18 protein-coding genes and 1 rRNA gene are annotated in these 16,745 nt (G+C 63.5%); 10 read left to right on the top strand and 9 right to left on the bottom strand.

Translation table 11 applies throughout. The features are described 5' to 3' along the window. Positions 1 to 50 precede the first annotated feature (50 nt). The 3 genes from rrf to DVK00_RS16940 all read left to right on the top strand — a co-directional run bounded on the left by rrf (position 51) and on the right by DVK00_RS16940 (position 1,752). A 5S ribosomal RNA gene (gene rrf, locus DVK00_RS16950) occupies positions 51 to 173 on the top strand. A 145-nt stretch (positions 174 to 318) separates the two neighbouring features. After that, positions 319 to 738, top strand: coding sequence for a CopG family ribbon-helix-helix protein (locus tag DVK00_RS16945; RefSeq protein ID WP_101350316.1), 420 nt, complete (start codon positions 319 to 321; stop codon positions 736 to 738). 99 nt (positions 739 to 837) lie between these two features. Beyond that, positions 838 to 1,752, top strand: coding sequence for a PLP-dependent cysteine synthase family protein (locus tag DVK00_RS16940; protein WP_121512111.1), 915 nt, complete (start codon positions 838 to 840; stop codon positions 1,750 to 1,752). On the opposite strand, the gene DVK00_RS16935 is transcribed toward DVK00_RS16940, so the two are convergent. The 5 genes from DVK00_RS16935 to cyaB form a co-directional block, all read right to left on the bottom strand. Beyond that, complete coding sequence (locus tag DVK00_RS16935; protein WP_121578075.1) at positions 1,749 to 2,513, bottom strand: winged helix-turn-helix domain-containing protein; 765 nt, start codon at positions 2,511 to 2,513, stop codon at positions 1,749 to 1,751. The two genes, DVK00_RS16940 and DVK00_RS16935, sit on opposite strands and share 4 nt — an antisense overlap. Before the next feature lie 204 nt (positions 2,514 to 2,717). Further along, entirely contained in the window at positions 2,718 to 3,227 is a 510-nt protein-coding gene (locus DVK00_RS16930) for a DUF5804 family protein (RefSeq protein ID WP_121578074.1), read from the bottom strand. A 27-nt stretch (positions 3,228 to 3,254) separates the two neighbouring features. After that, the gene (locus DVK00_RS16925) at positions 3,255 to 4,442 is read right to left on the bottom strand and encodes a tRNA sulfurtransferase (protein WP_101350312.1); all 1,188 of its coding nucleotides are present in this window, start codon (positions 4,440 to 4,442) and stop codon (positions 3,255 to 3,257) included. Positions 4,443 to 4,489: 47 nt separating this feature from the next. Then, positions 4,490 to 5,692 (bottom strand): methionine adenosyltransferase, encoded by a 1,203-nt coding sequence (locus DVK00_RS16920; RefSeq protein ID WP_101350311.1) that lies wholly within the window; start codon positions 5,690 to 5,692, stop codon positions 4,490 to 4,492. 59 nt (positions 5,693 to 5,751) lie between these two features. Further along, positions 5,752 to 6,294, bottom strand: a complete 543-nt coding sequence (gene cyaB / locus DVK00_RS16915; RefSeq protein ID WP_232794459.1) for a class IV adenylate cyclase — start codon at positions 6,292 to 6,294, stop codon at positions 5,752 to 5,754. An 80-nt stretch (positions 6,295 to 6,374) separates the two neighbouring features. Here cyaB and DVK00_RS16910 point away from each other — a divergent pair, with 80 nt between their 5' ends. From DVK00_RS16910 to DVK00_RS16900, 3 genes are all read left to right on the top strand, one after another. Beyond that, positions 6,375 to 7,400: a threonine/serine dehydratase gene (locus DVK00_RS16910; protein WP_121537340.1), complete on the top strand. Its 1,026-nt coding sequence runs from the start codon at positions 6,375 to 6,377 to the stop codon at positions 7,398 to 7,400. 82 nt (positions 7,401 to 7,482) lie between these two features. Beyond that, the gene (locus tag DVK00_RS16905; protein WP_101350308.1) at positions 7,483 to 8,430 is read left to right on the top strand and encodes a peptidylprolyl isomerase; all 948 of its coding nucleotides are present in this window, start codon (positions 7,483 to 7,485) and stop codon (positions 8,428 to 8,430) included. Between the two features lie 130 nt (positions 8,431 to 8,560). Further along, the gene (locus DVK00_RS16900) at positions 8,561 to 8,761 is read left to right on the top strand and encodes a hypothetical protein (protein ID WP_053969274.1); all 201 of its coding nucleotides are present in this window, start codon (positions 8,561 to 8,563) and stop codon (positions 8,759 to 8,761) included. Positions 8,762 to 8,763: 2 nt separating this feature from the next. Here DVK00_RS16900 and DVK00_RS16895 read toward each other — a convergent pair whose 3' ends face one another. Both DVK00_RS16895 and DVK00_RS16890 read right to left on the bottom strand, forming a co-directional pair. Next, positions 8,764 to 9,393, bottom strand: coding sequence for a hypothetical protein (locus DVK00_RS16895; protein WP_004960685.1), 630 nt, complete (start codon positions 9,391 to 9,393; stop codon positions 8,764 to 8,766). Positions 9,394 to 9,421: 28 nt separating this feature from the next. Continuing rightward, positions 9,422 to 10,048, bottom strand: a complete 627-nt coding sequence (locus DVK00_RS16890; protein ID WP_101350307.1) for a CDP-4-dehydro-6-deoxy-D-gulose 4-reductase — start codon at positions 10,046 to 10,048, stop codon at positions 9,422 to 9,424. A 248-nt stretch (positions 10,049 to 10,296) separates the two neighbouring features. On the opposite strand from DVK00_RS16890, the gene DVK00_RS16885 reads away from it, so the two are divergent. The 4 genes from DVK00_RS16885 (at position 10,297) to pyrI (ending at position 13,946) form a co-directional block, all read left to right on the top strand. Beyond that, positions 10,297 to 11,235, top strand: coding sequence for a sugar phosphate isomerase/epimerase (locus DVK00_RS16885; protein ID WP_233560826.1), 939 nt, complete (start codon positions 10,297 to 10,299; stop codon positions 11,233 to 11,235). Between the two features lie 60 nt (positions 11,236 to 11,295). Beyond that, on the top strand, positions 11,296 to 12,432 hold the full coding sequence (locus DVK00_RS16880; RefSeq protein WP_233560825.1) for a VCBS repeat-containing protein: 1,137 nt from the start codon (positions 11,296 to 11,298) through the stop codon (positions 12,430 to 12,432). Between the two features lie 135 nt (positions 12,433 to 12,567). After that, the gene (gene pyrB, locus DVK00_RS16875; protein WP_101350306.1) at positions 12,568 to 13,482 is read left to right on the top strand and encodes an aspartate carbamoyltransferase; all 915 of its coding nucleotides are present in this window, start codon (positions 12,568 to 12,570) and stop codon (positions 13,480 to 13,482) included. Beyond that, positions 13,479 to 13,946 (top strand): aspartate carbamoyltransferase regulatory subunit, encoded by a 468-nt coding sequence (pyrI, locus tag DVK00_RS16870; protein ID WP_053969269.1) that lies wholly within the window; start codon positions 13,479 to 13,481, stop codon positions 13,944 to 13,946. Before pyrB ends, pyrI begins: the two co-directional genes overlap by 4 nt. 23 nt (positions 13,947 to 13,969) lie before the next feature. On the opposite strand, the gene DVK00_RS16865 is transcribed toward pyrI, so the two are convergent. Further along, complete coding sequence (locus DVK00_RS16865) at positions 13,970 to 15,757, bottom strand: PAS domain-containing protein (protein WP_121578073.1); 1,788 nt, start codon at positions 15,755 to 15,757, stop codon at positions 13,970 to 13,972. Between the two features lie 114 nt (positions 15,758 to 15,871). Further along, a complete protein-coding gene (locus DVK00_RS16860; protein WP_121537346.1) occupies positions 15,872 to 16,738 on the bottom strand; it encodes a DUF58 domain-containing protein in 867 nt (288 codons plus the stop codon). Between the last annotated feature and the right edge of the window lie 7 nt (positions 16,739 to 16,745).

Below are 16,745 nucleotides of genomic sequence, written 5' to 3'. Positions count from 1 at the left end.
GGAGACCGACCGAGACCGGTATCCTCGCGGTTCGATTCCGCGACTCGGCGTTAGGCGGCCACAGCGGCGGGGTTGCCTCCCGTACCCATCCCGAACACGGAAGATAAGCCCGCCAGCGTTCCGGGGAATACTGGAGTGCGCGAGCCTCTGGGAAATCCGGTTCGCCGCCACCATTCATATCTTACACAGCCCACCCGGGAGAGACATCTCTCCCGAGTGGGCTTTCTGTATGTATAGACGAGCGCACGCGGACAGCCGCAGCGCCGTCCGATGCGTTGGATATGAAATATTAATACCCCAACGCGACCGAGTTATTACATGGGCGTAGTCAGCATCTCGATGCCGGACGAACTGGAAGAGCGAATCGACACGTTCGCCGACGAACACGGATACACGGGTCGCAGCGAAGTAGTTCGTGAAGCAGTCCGGAACCTGATGGGCGAGTTCGAGGACAAGCGACTGGAGGACCGCGAACTGATGGCGGTCGTCACTGTGTTGTTTGACTACGAGACGACCACGGTTGAGGAGAAGATGATGCACCTCCGCCACGACCACGAGTCGATCGTCGCGTCGAACTTCCACAGTCACGTCGGCGACCGGTACTGTATGGAACTGTTCGTCTTGGAGGGACAACTCGACGACATCTCCGCGTTCGTCGGCAAGGTCCGGGCGACGAAGGACACGCTGTCGGTTGATTACTCGGTACTGCCGGTCGACGACATAAACATGTTCACCTGAATGGTGTCGACGCCGGAAAGCGCTGCCGCGGCCCGGGAGACAACGAACTGTTTGGGACCTTCAGTAGGCGTTTAAGTCGGGGCCGCGTAGCCGGCGGCGATGAAAGACTCCATTCTCGATACAATCGGGTCCCCGCTGGTCTCGGTCCGCGCGCCGGAGGGGGCAACCGTCGCGGCGAAGGTCGAGTCGTTCAATCCCGGCGGCTCCGCCAAGGACCGGCCGGCCAAGTACATGATAGACGACGCCGAGCAAAACGGGGCACTCGAACCGGGTGATACGCTCGTCGAACCGACAAGTGGGAACACCGGCATTGGGATGGCGATGGTCGGGTCGACGAAGGGGTACGACGTGGTGCTGGTGATGCCGGCCTCGAAGTCGCCCGAGCGCCGCCAGATAATGAAGGCCTACGGCGCGGACATCGAACTGGTCGAGGGCGACATCTCCGACGCGAAAGAGCGCGCCGACGAACTGTGTGACCGCGACGACCACGTCCAGCTCCGGCAGTTCGAGAACCCGGCGAACCCGCGGGCACACTACGAGACGACGGGCGAGGAGATACTCGAACAGGTCGGCGACCGGACCGTCGACGCCCTGGTCGCGGGCGTCGGGACCGGCGGGACCCTCACCGGAACCGGCCGCCGGCTGCGCGAGGCGTTCCCCGAGATGGACATCGTCGCGGTCGAGCCGGCGGACAACGCCGTCCTCTCGGGAATGGAACCGGGAACCGGCGAGGATAGTTTCCAGGGGATGGGGCCGGGCTTCGTCAGTGACAACCTCGACACCGACTTGCTGGACGACGTGGTGACGGTCGAACTTGCGGACGCGGAAGACGAGTGTCGACGCCTCGCCCGCGAGGAGGGTATCCTCGTCGGTCAGTCCTCGGGCGCGTCGAACCTCGCCGCGCGGGAGGTGGCCGGGCAACTCGTCGCCGACGGCGTCGACGACCCGCTCGTCGTCACGGTCTACTGGGACAGCGGCGAGCGGTACATGTCGACCGGGATGTTCGACGACTAGTCGAGCGGGCGCGCGTCCCGCCTGTAGGCCTCGTACTTCTCGCGGGCCCACTCGTTCATCGCCGCGGTGTCGTTGTTGATGGTCCCCTTGATACCTGTCTCCGTGTAGACGACGATACCGCTGACGGCCCCGTCGGCCCTGTCGGCGGTCCAGACCGCGTACGGCATCGGTTCCCCGGTCACGTACAGCGAGACGTTCGACAGGTCTTCGAGCGTCTCACGCCTGTCGGGGAGCGCGCTCTCCAGCGACTCGGCGACGGCCTCCGTCACCACCAGTTCGACGTCGACGGTCGTGTCGCTCCACAGGGACTCGATGACGTCGACGTAGCGCGGGAGGACGGCCGGGCCGGTCCCCTGAAACGACGTCGTTCCGTCCAGGACGTCGACGGTCTCCTCGGTCGGGACGGTCGGTGCGGCCGGCGACGCGGTCTCTACGTCCGCGCCGTGGAGGACAGCCGGGTCGATGTCGACGTCGGCGGGCAGCGCGGAGAGAACGGGATGGGCACGCTGGAGGGCGTCGAGCCGGTCGCAGAACCCCTCGTAGGCTGCCGTCGCCTGTCGGCCCGCATAGGTGACGACGTACTCGCTGCCGGTCCGTTCGACGAGGTCGGCCTCGCGGAGCGCGCCGACCGCCCGGTCGACGGTGGACCGCGACCGGTCGAGCGAGGCTACGAGTTCGGGTTTTGTTTTCGGCGCTGATAACGCGACGAGGAACTCGTATCGCTTCGTGACGACGTCGACCACCGGTGAGGGCTGTCCCATGTCCGTCTCGTCGTTCGTCGCTATCCGGTATCGTTCTTGCTCTTCGCCCCAGTATTTCTGAAAACAGGCATTGATTCTCAGGGGTCGGGAACTTTCCCGGCCATTCGGTATATACGGTTCGGACGGGTGGTGAAACCGTGGGCGAACAGCCCGTCGGCAGCGCCCACCCGGAGTGCCCGTGCCTCTGACACCCGGGCGCTTTTCTCAGGCACCGAACTCGGACTCGGTCACCCGCACGACGAGCGTGTCGTCCACGTCCTGCAGGTCGTACTCGGGAATCGTGTCGCCGGTCCGCGTCAGAAGCATCGGCTCGACAAGTTCCGGCGGTCGCTCGGCCGCTGCCTGGGTGTCAGCCGTCTCGTCCGCGTCCGATGGCTCGCTCTCGACGACGCCGTACACGTTGAGAAAGCGCCCGGTGTCCTCGGGGGCAATGTCGTCGTCCCGAATCGCGGCGGCGAGGTCTCGGGAGAGCCACTCCGTCTCGCTGATGGAGGGGTCGCGGACGAAGGCGGCGTCGGCGAAACGGACGAGATACCAGTTCAGGTCGTTCAGGAGCGCCACCGCCGCCCCCAGGCTCACGGTGTCGACGGCGACGGTGTTCGCGAACGGTTCCTGCAGGTCGTAGGTGGCAAGCGCGTTCCGTGCGGTCTCGCGCGAGAGGAGTTCGTACCGGAGGTTCACGTCCTCGCTCCCGACGAGACAGACCTGCGTCATGGCTCAACTCTGGCCCGCCCCGGAAATTTAGCTTTCGATGGGGACGACGGCGCGGTCCCGGGCGCGGGCCTCGGCTCGGTCGAGCAGGTCGTCGGGTTCGGCCGCTCGGACCGCTTCGAGCGAGGCGTTGGTCTCGGGGTGTGACGGCGCGACACGGTTGCAGCCGGTGTCGATTGTCGAGTCCTCGAAGGTACCGATGGCCCGCGCGCGGTCGGTTATCTCGGATTTGTCGACGGTGAGGTTCGGCCGGTGGACCGGGAGCGTCGTCGCGGCGTCCGTGACCGCGATGTTCGCGCTGGTCTGGCTGGACTTCTGGCCGATGGCCTCCCCGGTGACGATGCCGACGGCGTCGCGCTCGCGGGCGATAGCCTCGGCGACCGCGAGCATGAACCGGCGGAGCGCGAGCATCCGGAGCGACCCGAGGTCTTCCGAGAGGTCGGCGACGACGTCCCCGGCGTCGACCACGGAAAGCGAGAGGTCGTGTCCGGGCGCGTACGCGGCGAGCGTCTCGACGGTCGAACGGGCCCGGGCCCGGTGGTCGGGGCCGCCGTAGTCACCGAGGTCGACGTAGACGGGAATCACCGGCGCGCCGCGTTTCATGAGCTTCCAGGCGGCGACGGGCGAGTCGATGCCGCCGCTGACGAGCGCGACGACGGGTCGCTGGGTCCCCAGCGGGAGCCCGCCCGGGCCGGCGCGCTTCTCACAGAAGACGTACGCCTTGTCGGCGCGACACTCGACAAACAGTTCGAAATCGGGCTCGTCGAGGTCGACAACGGGCTCGCCGCCCATGTCGGTTATTGTTTCCCCGACAGCGGTCCCGCCGGTGGACTCGATGTCCGAACTCGAAAAGGGATGTGCCGATGGTGGCCCCGCCCGGCGGGCCTCGACGGCAAATGTGCCACCGTCGTACTGCTCTCGCGTGGTTTCGGCCAATGTGTCTGCGATTTCGGATAGCGTCGGGTCGGTCGTCGCGACTGCCGATGCGGAGGTGACGCCGAACGTGTCGGCCGCAGCCGCAGTCACGCCCTCGGGGTGGTCGGTGTGGATGAACAGTCGGTTCCGCCGCTGGTCGATATCTCCCGGCAGGTCGCGGGCGTCGAGCATCGCACGGAGGTTGTCCGCCAGCTGGTGTTCCATCTTCCGGCGGACCTGGTCGCTTTTGACGCCGAGCTCGCCGTGGCGGACGAGTACGCTGTCGGCGTCTGGGGGATGCATGTCTGCGAGTTGACTACCAGCGAGTAAAGGGATATCGCTTGGCCGTCTCAGAACGTCGAGAGGTTCCCCTCGATGACTTGTCGCGTAATGTCGGTCACGTCGGCCAGTTCGTCGTCAATCGTGGCCTGAATCTCCGATTCGACGTCGCCGACCGCGATACCGTCTTCGGTGACAACTGTGGCATCGGCGACGTGGGGTTCGTCAATCGGTGACCCGATCTGTGAGAGAAGGCGCATCTGGACCTGTCGGATGCCGTCAACCTCATTCGCGACGGACTGTGCTATTTCTGTCGAGAGAAGATTATATATTTTTCCGATGTGGTTAACTGGGTTCTTGCCGGATGTCGCCTCCATGCTCATTGGGCGGTTCGGCGTGATGAGCCCGTTCGCGCGGTTTCCGCGCCCGACGGAGCCGTCATCGCCCTGCTCGGCGCTGGTCCCAGTGGTCGTGAGATAGATTGACTCGGCGTCGTAGTCGTCGGCCGTGTTGACGTGGACCGTTACGTCACGGTCGGTGTACTCCTCTGCGAGGTCGGTAACGAATGCTTGAACGTCCGAAACAGCGGTTTTGTACGCTTCGAGGTCCGGGACGTGTTCGTCGACCATTGCGACGGCCACGGTCACATCGATGTGGTCGCCCTCGCGCTTGCCCATCACCTTGACGTCCTGGCCGACGACCGGGTTTGCCTCGGCGTATTCGCCGGTCAGTTTCTGCTCGGTGTTTCGGACGATCTGTTCTGTTTCCGTTAGCGGAGCGTGGCCGACGCCATAGCTCGTGTCGTTTGCCATCGGAACTGTCGCCTCCTCGCCGAACACTGTCTGGAGATCGCCCGATCCTTCGCCGAACTGAACGTCGACGATGACATCGGACCCGAGGTCGAGATGTGGGAACTGCTCGTCGAGGTAGTCGCGTGCGGCCCGAAGAGCGATGCTTTCGGCCGGGATGCGTTCGCCGTCGAACTTCTTCGTCGCTCGACCGACGACCAGAATGTAGATCGGCTCAAGCACCTCGCCGCCGCCATACGCCGGGGCGGCGGTGCCAGCGACGAGCTGTGTCTCGTCTGTGTTGTAATGCAAGACTGTGCCAAAGCGGTCGATGTACGTCTGTGCCAGCGCACGCGACACCGTCTCCGCGATGCCGTCACAGATTGAGTCCGGGTGGCCGATACCCTTGCGCTCTACGACTTCGATGTCTTGATCTTCGACGGCGAGCCCGCTCGCAGGTTGGACGTGGATGTTCCGCTCAGTCATTGCCTCGACTTCGTCTGGCCGGGTTCTATAACTTACGGGAACAGATAACGGCTGAATGATTACTCGTTCGCATCGCTAAGTAGCATACCGAGATAGGAGGTCCGTTGCTGCTCGTCGGGATTCAGACCGAGGTCCCGAAGCACCCCGTAGGCCCCCTCTCGAACGGGTTCGATGTCGCCGTCAGTCTCTCGTTCGACTTCAACGAACTCGCCGACACCGTCGACCGCGTCAAGCGTGACGTCGTATTCCCGGACTTCGTACACCCGGCGGTTCTTCCGGACGGTCGCCGCCGGCTCGAAACCGAGGTGCTGGACGATTGCGTCGATATCGTCGCCGTTCTCGACGCCTGTTTCGAACTCCTCTCGGCTCTTCGACTCCGCTTCGAGGAGTGGGCCCTTATAAGTAACTTTCGCGTCCGTTTCGCCTTTTCTGGTTTCACGGCGGACCCGGAACGCCTCGTCTGTCTCGGCGAAATTCCGGTGGGGCGCATCGTAGTACGTGTCCGTCTGTATCACCGTATCGACCTGCTCGGCCCCGAGTTCGTCGAGTCGCTCCGCGACAGTCTCGATGTCCGCTGGCACTTTCACCTCGACTTCGTACATACTGTGGGGCTGGGCCGGGCCGCTGAAAAACGCTCCCGTCGACCGCGCCATTTACTGTGTCCGCTCTCTCGGGTAGTAGTATGGCCGGTCGCTACGAGCCGATCGACTCCCCGGACGAGACGACCCTCTTTCCGTACCACGACCTGACGCCGCCGACAGTTGCAACGGTCGCGCGCGCCCGGCAACGCATCCGGCAGCATCTCCCGGAAACGCCGCTGGTCCGTAGCGAAGCCCTCTCCGAAGCCCTCGACGCGGATGTTCTGCTCAAGCGGGAGGATACGCTCCCGACTGGAGCGTTCAAAGTCCGTGGGGGTGTAAATCTCGTCGCCTCCCTAGACGAGGAGTTCCAAGACGCTGGACTGCTCGCCGCGAGTACGGGGAACCACGGCCAGTCTATCGCCTGGGCCGGCCGCGAGTTCGACGTACCGGTCACCATCGGTGTCCCGGAAGAGGCCAACGCCGGAAAAGTCGATGCGCTGGAGCAACTCGGCGCAGAAGTCATTCAGCATGGCGAGGACTACGACGAGGCCCGCGAACACATCGAGACCCTGGCGACCCAGCGTGCGGCGCGCTACGTCCACTCGGGCAACGAACCGAAGTTGCTCGCTGGCGTCGGCACTGCCGGGCTGGAGGTCCTCGACGAGCGCCCCGATGTCGACCGCGTGTTCTGCCCCGTCGGCGGCGGCACCGCCGCAGCCGGGTACTGCATCACGCTCGGGGCGATGACCGACGCCGCCGTCGTCGGTGTCCAGGCGGCGGGTGCGCCCGCGGTGTACCGCGCTTGGAACGAGGAGACGCTGGAGCCCCTCGACAGCGTCGACACCATCGCCGAGGGCGTCGCGACCCGGGTGCCGTTCGCGCTCCCGACGCAAATACTGCAGGCGGGACTCGCTGACTTCCGGCTCGTCTCCGAAGACGAAATTGCGGACGCCGTAGCACGCCTGTTCGAGACGGACCGAATTGTCATGGAAGGGGCCTGTGCGACGGCTGTCGCTGCGGCGCTTCAGGCTGGAGACGAACTACGGGGTGAAACGGTCGTTCTCCCCATCTCGGGGCGGAACATCGGCCGAGAGAAGTTCGACCGACTGCTGGCTGAAAGCGAGTAGTAGCTGGTCACTTCCGAAGTTGCTCGACCGCTGTTGACCGGGAAACGTTGTCCTTAAGAGTGCCACGACTGACGAACAGGGTATGAGCAACGAGTCTGAGACTGAAGTCGATGAAGAAACCGCAGACGAAGAAGAACAGGCGGAGGGACTCCAGAAGGGCGATGTTGTCAAGCTCGCCTACACCGCCCGCACCGTCGACGGCGGCCAGCTTGTCGACACGACTGACGAAGCGGTCGCCGAGGAAGACGGCATCGATACCGAACAGCAGGAGTTCGGCCCGCGAACCATCGTGCTGGGCGAGAACCACATCTTCCCGGACGTCGAGCAGGACATCTACGGCAAAGAGGTCGGCGACGAGGGCAACGTGACCGTTGCAGCAGCCGACGCCTTCGGCGAGTACGACGAGGAAGAAGTCCGGACGGTCTCAAAGGACAAGATCCCCGAGGATGACCGCTATCCCGGTGCACACGTCGACATCGAGGGCGAGCACGGTCACGTCGAGACCATCATCGGCGGGCGCGCGCGAGTGGACTTCAACCATCCGCTGGCCGGTGAAGATGTCGAGTACGACTACGAGATTCTCGAAGAGGTCACAGACCGCGAGGAGAAGGCACAGGGCATCATTCAGATGATGCTCGACATGGAACTTGACGTGTGGTTCCAGACCGACACCGTCGAGGAAGAACAGCTCGTCGAGAGTGAAGACGACGAAGGCGAGGACGAAGAGTCCGAGCCTGAGTACGAAACTGTCGAAGTCGAGAAAGAAACGCTCTACATCGAGGCGACGCCGCAGCTGACGATGAACCAGCAGTGGATGATGGGCAAACAGCAGATCGCCCAGCAGCTCACCCAGCTGCTCGACATCGATCGCATCATCGTCCAGGAGGAGATCGGCGGTGGCGGCATGGGCATGCCCGGTATGATGGGCGGCATGGGCGGTGCCGGCGGCGCAGACATCGAAGACGCGCTGGAAGACGCCGACGTAGACGCCGAGGAGATCGTCGAAGAGATCGAAGGCGCTGAAGAGTAACTGCGCCGCGAACACGCCGATCGGGTCTGCAGAGCTGTGCGCCAGCGAGCGGCTTTATGACTCCGAGCGACTGCTATTCTCCGAGGACACACGGGCGAACCGTTATACGCACGACACGTCATCACTACGCATGCGAGTGTCGTTGGTGTACCCGTCACTGCTCGCGTTCCCGCCGGGAATCGCCTTCGGCGTCGGAACGGTCGTGTTGACTGGAAGCATCGGCACCGGACTGGCAGCGGGTGCCGGTGTTGGTCTCGGACTGTTCCTGTTGATACTTGTCGGTACTGAGTTCGGGTCGACAGACAGAGAGCCACGGCCCGGCGGCGAATAGAATCAGGCGATGTCGCGGCTGGTGTCGATGCTGACCTCTTCGACGAGGTTGAGCTTGATGATGTCTGTGGGGGCGCGCCCGCCACGGAACTTCGGAATCGCGAGGCGGTTTTCCACCTCGTCACCGTTCGTTGTGGTGTTGAGCTGGAACACCACGTCCGCGAAGTGCTCGGTCGTATCCCGGAGCGGTGGCACGTCACGTCCATCGAGGCAGTGAACGATAGCGAGGCTGCCGGTGTTGACGATGTGGTTCTGTAGGTCGTTCATGAACGCCCGAAAACGCGAGTGTGGCTCCTGTGCTTCCAGTACGTCCAGTGGGTCAACGATGAGGTTCGAGGTTTCCGGCAGCGCCGAGACGAGCTTGCCGGCGTTATCGAGGGGTGCTTCGCCGGAGATGTGCCGCACCGTCGGATCTCCAGTGTTGGCCGGCGTCTGCTCGATGCTCGCGATGACAGATTCGGCGGTCCGGTCGAGTGACAGCCACAGCGTCCCGCGCGTGGCGGTGAGTTCGTAGAGGAACAGCTCCGCTTGGCTAGCCGGCTGGGCAGAGAGCACGACGATACTCCCCGCAGGGATGCCACCATCGAGCTTTCTGTCGAGGACATCAATCCCCGTTCGCAACCGGTTGGCCATACCACTGAGAAATTATTTTCCCACGAGATTAAGTATTCCGCTTGGTGAGAACGTCCGCTATCTCGACGTATCGTGCCCTCGCTCGGTCCGATTCCAGCGGCTTCGACACCGACGGGACGTGAATCGTTTCCGGGCAGCACAGCAGGGTCGACGGGTCTACGGACCCGTCGCTGCCGACGAGGACCGTAAGCGCAGGCGGTGCATCGAGCGCGCGGGCCATCGCCGCAGTCTTGGCGGTGTCGGTGAGACTCTGACGTGTTGGTGTACTTACGAGCACTGTTCTGTCAGCCCCCCGTAGCGGACGAGCGGCGTCCGGACCAGCACCGGCCGGGCAGTCGAGTACTACGGGCCGATCAGGTCGGGACAACCTGTTGATGGCATTGTCGATAGCGGTCCCGGCTGCGGTCTGACAGGGGAGTACGTCGACGCTTTCGACGGCCGTCGCGCGCTGTGCAACTGCGGTCGGCTCAGCCGAGGCCGTGACATCTGTGATTCCGGGCGATGGATTGACCCCAGCACGTCGGTGGAGGTTTGGCATATCACGGTCGGTGTCCACGACCAGCGCCGGTCTAGTCGGCGTCCCCAGTGCTTGCCCAACGCCGAGGGCAATGGTCGTTTTGCCACAGCCACCTTTGCCGCCAGCGATTGCGAGCATACTGTGGTTGGACTGTCTATCGGGTTTGAATCCTTGTGTCGGCCGTCACGAACAGGACTACCGTGGGCTGAAAGGACTGACTTACGACGGTTGGTTGTTGCCTACTTTTATACGGTCGTTGTTGCCACACCCGCTGTCCACGGTAGGTCTGTGCCTTCGATGGCGGCGATCCCAACAGGCGAACTGTTCGAGCCGTCCTCAGTGCGGGTTGATAACGTGTATGTAACAATAATGAGTACACTCCAACTATGGATATGGGCAGTGGACCAAACACGGCCCTTCAGTTATACAGTATCCGTACCCTATCCGAACCGCTCCCTGAAATCCTCCGCCGTGTCGGGGCTGCAGGCTACGACGGAGTCGAATTCGCACACCGGTTCCACGAGGAATCGCCCAGAGATATCGCAACGGCACTTGATGACGTCGGTCTTGAACCGGTTGCTGTCCACGCGGACCTTCCCGAGGTTGAGGCTGCGCTGGATGGTGAGTCAGACCTGCTGGTCCGGTGTCGAACAGTGGGGTGTGAGACACTCGTTATCCCACATCTCTCGGCGTCCGAGCTTCGGACCCGGAGCGACATCCGGTCGCTCTCCCACCGGCTCCGCGACGCCGCAGCCGGTCTCGAAGCGTGTGATATGCAGCTGGGGTATCATACGGGACGGCGGACGTTCCGCCCCTTGCTTCCGGACGCGGCGGGACGGCTCACCGACGAAACGCCGATACCCACCGCTGTCGGGGAGTACACACACCGGTTGCTGACCGCCCTCCGGGCACACGACCCGACAACGATACCGAGCGAGACGCCTATGTGGAACCTCGTTGCCCGGACCAAGCCGTCGGCGCTCATGTTCGAGCCGGAGGTCGCGGAGATCCGTGAAGCCGGCTACGACCCGTGTGCCCTCTTCTCGCTGTGTAGTGACCGAATCAGGATGGTCCATATCCGGGACGTGGCCCCGGCCGGGCCGTTCCAGGGCTACGAGGATGTCCCGCATGGCGAGGGGACCGTGGACATGCATGCGGTTCTGGACGCCGCGAGCGACGCTGGTGTCGACTGGGTGATTTACGAAAACGAACTCGACAGCGACCCGACGGGGAAGATCGATCACGGGGCGGCCACGCTGGAGCGCCTCCTCGACGGAAGTGGCTCTTCGCGGAGCGCCACACGGATTCCTGCTACGAGTTCTTGATCGCCGTTGGTCGGTGTTAGCCCGGCCATAACAATAGCGATACACCCGAACGGCTGGGACATGAACCTCCATCACGAGCGCATCGAAGCCTCGCCGCCGGCGAGTACGATGAGCTTCTGTCTCACGACCGACCTCACGGGGAACGGTCGGCCGGACATCATCGTCGGGGCGCTCGGCGACGAGCACGAGGTCGAGTTCCCACTCGTGGATAAGTCAGTCGACTTGCTGTCCGTATTCGGCATGGGGCCGCTGGCCCGCTGGCTCCAGACGAACGTGTTCTGGTACGAGAATCCCGGCTGGGAGCGCCACGACGTTGCCAGCGCACCTGAACTCTCCGTCGGCGGTTCGCTCGGTGATATCACGGGCAACGGCCGCCCGGATATGGTGGCCGGTCAGAACATCTACCGGCACAAACTGTGGTGGTTCGAGATACCGGACGACCCCCGAGAGCAGTGGACGCGTCGGCTCATCACCGACGACTTCGAGAAGTATCACGACACCGCCGTGGCGGACGTGGACGGCGACGGAGAAAACGAGGTCGTCGGACTGTCTCAGGAGTCTAAGACGGTATTCTACTACGATATTCCAGAGGACCTGACACGAGAACCGTGGCCGGTGGCGAACCGCCACGTCGTCGCCGAGGACCTTGATGTCGAGGGTGTCGCTGTCGAGGATGTCGACGGGGACGGCGAGGTCGAAATCGTTGCCGGCCCGAACGTCTTCCATCGGACGGCCGACGGCTGGGACAGAGAGCAGATCGCCGATGGCTGGCAGTGTACCCGCGTCGCTATCGCGGACATCGACGGCGACGGCGACTTGGAGATAATCCTCGTCGAGGGCGACGAACCGTATCTCGACGACCGCCCGGCCAGGCTGGGCGTGTTCGACCCGCCCGAGTGGGATCTGACCCTACTGCACGACGACCTCTCGAACCCACACAGCCTCGACGTGGCGGACTTCGACGGCGACGGTAACCCCGACATCTTCGTCGCCGAAATGGGTCTTGAGGACGGACACGAACCGCGACAGTTCGTGTTCCACAACGACGGGGCGGGGACCTTCGAGCGCAAACAACTGAACACCGGCATTCCCACCCACGAGGCGAAAGTCGTCGACCTCGACGGTGACGGCATTCCCGACATCGTCGGCAAGGCGTACACAGAGCCACGCGTCGATGTCTGGCAGAGCAATCCCTGACTCGGACTGTATTCCCGCCGCTGGCAGTTCTGCCCTCGATTCCGCCGCTCTCGAAGTAGACCCTGATGATGTAAGCGACCGTTCAATTCCCGTGTCGGGGGATTCAAGACCGTCCGGAGCGCGGTACCGAGTGAAATGCGGCACGACCACATCATCAGCGCGAAACAACTCTCGCGGGGCGACATCGAGACGGTGCTCGACCACGCGGCCGACATCGCGGCTGACCCGGGGGCGTTTGCGGACCGGCACAGCGACACCTTGCTCGGCATGCTCTTTTTCGAGCCGAGCACCCGGACGAAGATGAGCTTCACCACGGCGATGAAGCGCCTCGGCGGCGACATCGTCGACATGGGCTCGGTCGAGTCCTCGAGCGTCAAGAAAGGCGAGTCGCTGGCCGACACCGTCCGCGTCGTTGAGGGCTACACTGACGCGCTCGTGCTCCGGCATCCCATGGAGGGGTCCGCGAAGATGGCAAGCGAGTTCGTCGACGTGCCACTCGTCAACGCCGGCGATGGGGCCGGCCAGCACCCGACACAGACGCTGCTCGATCTCTACACCATCCGTGAGAACGCGGGCTTCGACGACCTGACTATCGGTATCATGGGCGACCTGAAGTACGGACGAACGGTCCACTCGCTGGCCCACGCACTCACGACCGTCGACGCCCGACAGCACTTCATCAGTCCCGAATCGCTCCAGCTCCCCCGCTCGGTCCGCTACGACCTCCACGAGGCCGGCGCGGAGGTCCGCGAGCACACCGACCTCGACGAGATTCTCCCTGACCTGGACGTGCTCTACGTGACACGCATTCAGGCCGAGCGGTTCCCCGACGAGAGCGAGTATCGCGAAGTCGCCGGCCAGTACCAGATCGACGCCGACACGCTTGCGGCGGCCAAAGACGACCTGACCGTGATGCACCCGCTCCCGCGTGTCGACGAAATCGCTCACGATGTCGACGAGACCACCCATGCACAGTACTTCCAGCAGGCCCACAACGGCGTCCCGGTACGGATGGCGCTGCTCGACCTGATGCTCGGAGGCGACAAATGAGCGACAACGACCAGCAACTCCGCGTCTCGAAGATTCGCAACGGCACCGTCATCGACCACATCGCGGGCGGCCAGGCGCTGAACGTTCTGGCGATTCTCGGCATCGACGGGACCAGCGGCGACTCCGTCTCCGTCGCGATGAACATGCCTTCCGACCGTCTGGGGCACAAAGATGTCGTCAAAGTCGAGGGCCGCGAACTCTCCCAGGACGAGGTCGACGTGCTCTCGCTCATCGCCCCCGCGGCGACGATCAATATCATCCGTGACTACGATGTCGTCGAGAAGCGCCGCGTCGAGCGGCCGTCGGTCGTCGAGGGCGTCCTCGAATGCCCGAACCACAACTGCATCACGACCGAGGACGAGCCCGTCGACTCCCGCTTTGCCGTCGGCGACGACGGCGTCCGCTGTGAGTACTGCGATACGATAATCCGCGACGACTTGCCGGCACACATTCTCGCGGAGTGAGCGCTCCGACCGGACTGCGCTGATTACGTGACGGTCTCGACACCAGTAAACTCGAACCGCGCGCCGCCGGCGTCGCTTTCGCCGAGAGAAACGGTCCAACCGTGAGCGCGAACGATCTGTCGGATGCTGACCATCCCAAATCCGGTCCCGTCCTCTTTCGTTGAGAAGCCAGGCTTGAACACCTCGTCGGTAGTTCCGTCAGGGACCCCTTCGCCGGTGTCCTCGTAGTAGAATCCGTCCGACAGCGTCCCGATACGTATCCCGGCGTCCGGCCCGCCGTGTTCGAGCGTGTTCCTGACGAGATTCTCGGCCAGTCGGGCCAGCGCTTGCTCGTCTGCGACGATCTTGCGTGAATCGACGATATCTACCGACCGCGACACGGTGTCGAACTGGTCTAGCGACCGGAAGACGGCCGCGAAATCGACCGACTCCGGGTTGGTAACCAGTTCCTGTTGGCGCATGACGTTCGAGAGGTCGTCAATCAACTCGTCCAGCCGCGCCGCGGATTGCTTTGCCTCCGATAATCGGTCCATCTCACCGGTCTGTAACGCCAGTTCGATGTTGCCGCGTATGACCGACAGCGGGTTCTTGAGATCGTGTGAGACGACCTCAGCAAACTCATTCAGCCACTCGATCTGATCTTCCATCTCGTTGCGATGTGCGATGAGTTCGGTCACATCGCGCTGGAATCCGACGAAATGCGTCACAGTTCCGCTGCCGTCTTCGATTGGAGAGATTTCGAGGAAGTTCCAGAACGGGTCGCCGTCGGCGGTGTAGTTCAGCACTGTCGTCGATGTCGTCTCCCCCTCGGCGATGGCGTCCCGAATCGAGGCGACCGTCTCGGGGTCGGTTCCCTCGCCCTGCAGGAACCGACAGTTCCGACCCAGGATCGCGTCCCGGTCGTAGCCGGTGAGGTCCTCGAACCCGTCGTTTACGTAGATGAGCGGGTTGTCGTCTCGGTGCGGGTCCGTAATCGTCACGCCGACGGAGGTCGCGTTCAGGGCCCTGGTCTCGAGCGCCTCCTCGCTCGACGGTCCAGTGTCCTCGGCGACGCGCTGGACGAGACAGACGTGGCCGCCGTCGCTCGTCGGCGTCAGGACGAGCCGCTCGTGGACGGGATCGCCGGCCTTTGTCAGCCCGGTTGCGACGCCGCTCCATGACCCGCGCTCGTAGAGTTCTGGGAGGACCTCGTCCGTGAATCGGTCGACCTCTTTGGTAGGGTACAACATCTCCCAGTGCTCGCCGATTATCTCGGAGCGGCCTCGGTCGTAAATCGCCGCGTACGCGTCGTTGAGGTACTGGTAAACGCCGTTCTCGTCGATGATTCCGATTCCTTCCTGTGCGGATTCGATGGCTCGAAACCCGCGCTGGACTTGTTGTTCCGCCCGGTGTTTCTCGACGAGGTTTTCGATCTTGTTTGCGAGGATGGTGTACTTTTCTGTGCCTCCCTTCTGGAGGTACTCATCGACGCCCTCGGAAATCGCCCGGCTCGCGATTTCCTCGCTCCCCTTTCCGGTGAAGAGGATGAACGGAACCGTGATCCCCGCGTCTCGCAGTTCGGCCAGCACCGCCAGGCCGTCGCGTGACGGCATATCGTAATCACAGACGACGCAGTCGTACGTGCCTTCGATGGCCTCGGTGAGTCCAGCCGTTGGCTCGACCACCGTTGTCGTCTCCGCATCCGGCAGCTCCTGTTCCAGGAAGGTGGCAGAGAGATCGACCTGGTCCGCGTCGTCGTCGATAAGCAGTATCGACAACCGCTTGTCGTGCATCCCGAACGGAGCCGCATTGCCCAGTGGGGATGGTGGCATGACACATACCATGGCTGTGGTATACTTAAACATCACACATAGGCCGATACTTGGCGCCGCTCGCCGTGAGTGACTCCCCGCTCGACCGCCTCGGAGCCTTGACTTCCACCGGTCTCACGTGAGCCAGATACTCGCAAACGAGTCGAAGTACTCCTCACCGGTATCGACCAGCACGTGGTCCGCGCCCAGCGCGGTCACGCGGTTCGACACCGAGTCGATGTGGGCGTCGAGCCGCGACTGATACGTCTCGGCCAGCGAGCCGCTGAAGTACGACCGGCGTGTCTCGTCGCTTTCCGGATCCGCGAACAACACGTCGCCGACGACGCCGGGGTCTCGCTCCTCCGGGGCGACCACGCGGACCAACAGTACGTCGGCGTTGTTGCGGGCAAGCGCGGCGATACCCGATTCGAGTGCCTCTGGCTCGGTCAGGCAGTCGCTGAACACGACGACGAGCGAGCGCGATCGGATGCGCTGGGCGTACCCCTCAAGCGACGAGCGGAAGTCCGCCGTCCCGTCGGGCGTCACCCCGTTCAACTGGTCGATGAGCGAGAGTATCTCGCCGCGGTTCGACTGGCCGGTGTCGATACGCTCGACCCGGTCACGCAACGTACAGAACTGGAAATCGTTGTTCTCCTCCGCGGTGAGGTAGGCGAAACCAAGGCCGAGCTTGGCGGCGCACTCGAACTTGTGACTCGCCGCGTCGCCGAAGTCCATCGACGCGCTCGTGTCAACGAGCAGGTGGACGGTCAGGCTCCGCTCCTCTTCGTACTGCTTGATGAAGTACTCCTCCGTCCGGGCGAACAGTTTCCAGTCGATTCGCCGCGTGTCGTCGCCCGGCGAGTACCGCCGGTAGTCGCTGAACGTGAGCCCCTCGCCGACTCGGGGGGACTCCTGATCGCCCTGTCGAATCGAGGTCGTCTGGCGGTTCAGGGCGGCAGTGAACCGGCCGAGTTCGTCCAGGAAGTCGGGCTCGATAGTCACGGTCGAC

The organism is Haloarcula sp. Atlit-47R, from assembly GCF_003665985.1.
GTDB classification, from domain to species: Archaea; Halobacteriota; Halobacteria; order Halobacteriales; family Haloarculaceae; genus Haloarcula; species Haloarcula taiwanensis.
Note: the sequence above shows the minus strand (reverse complement) of the source record. Positions and strands in the feature narration are given on the sequence as shown.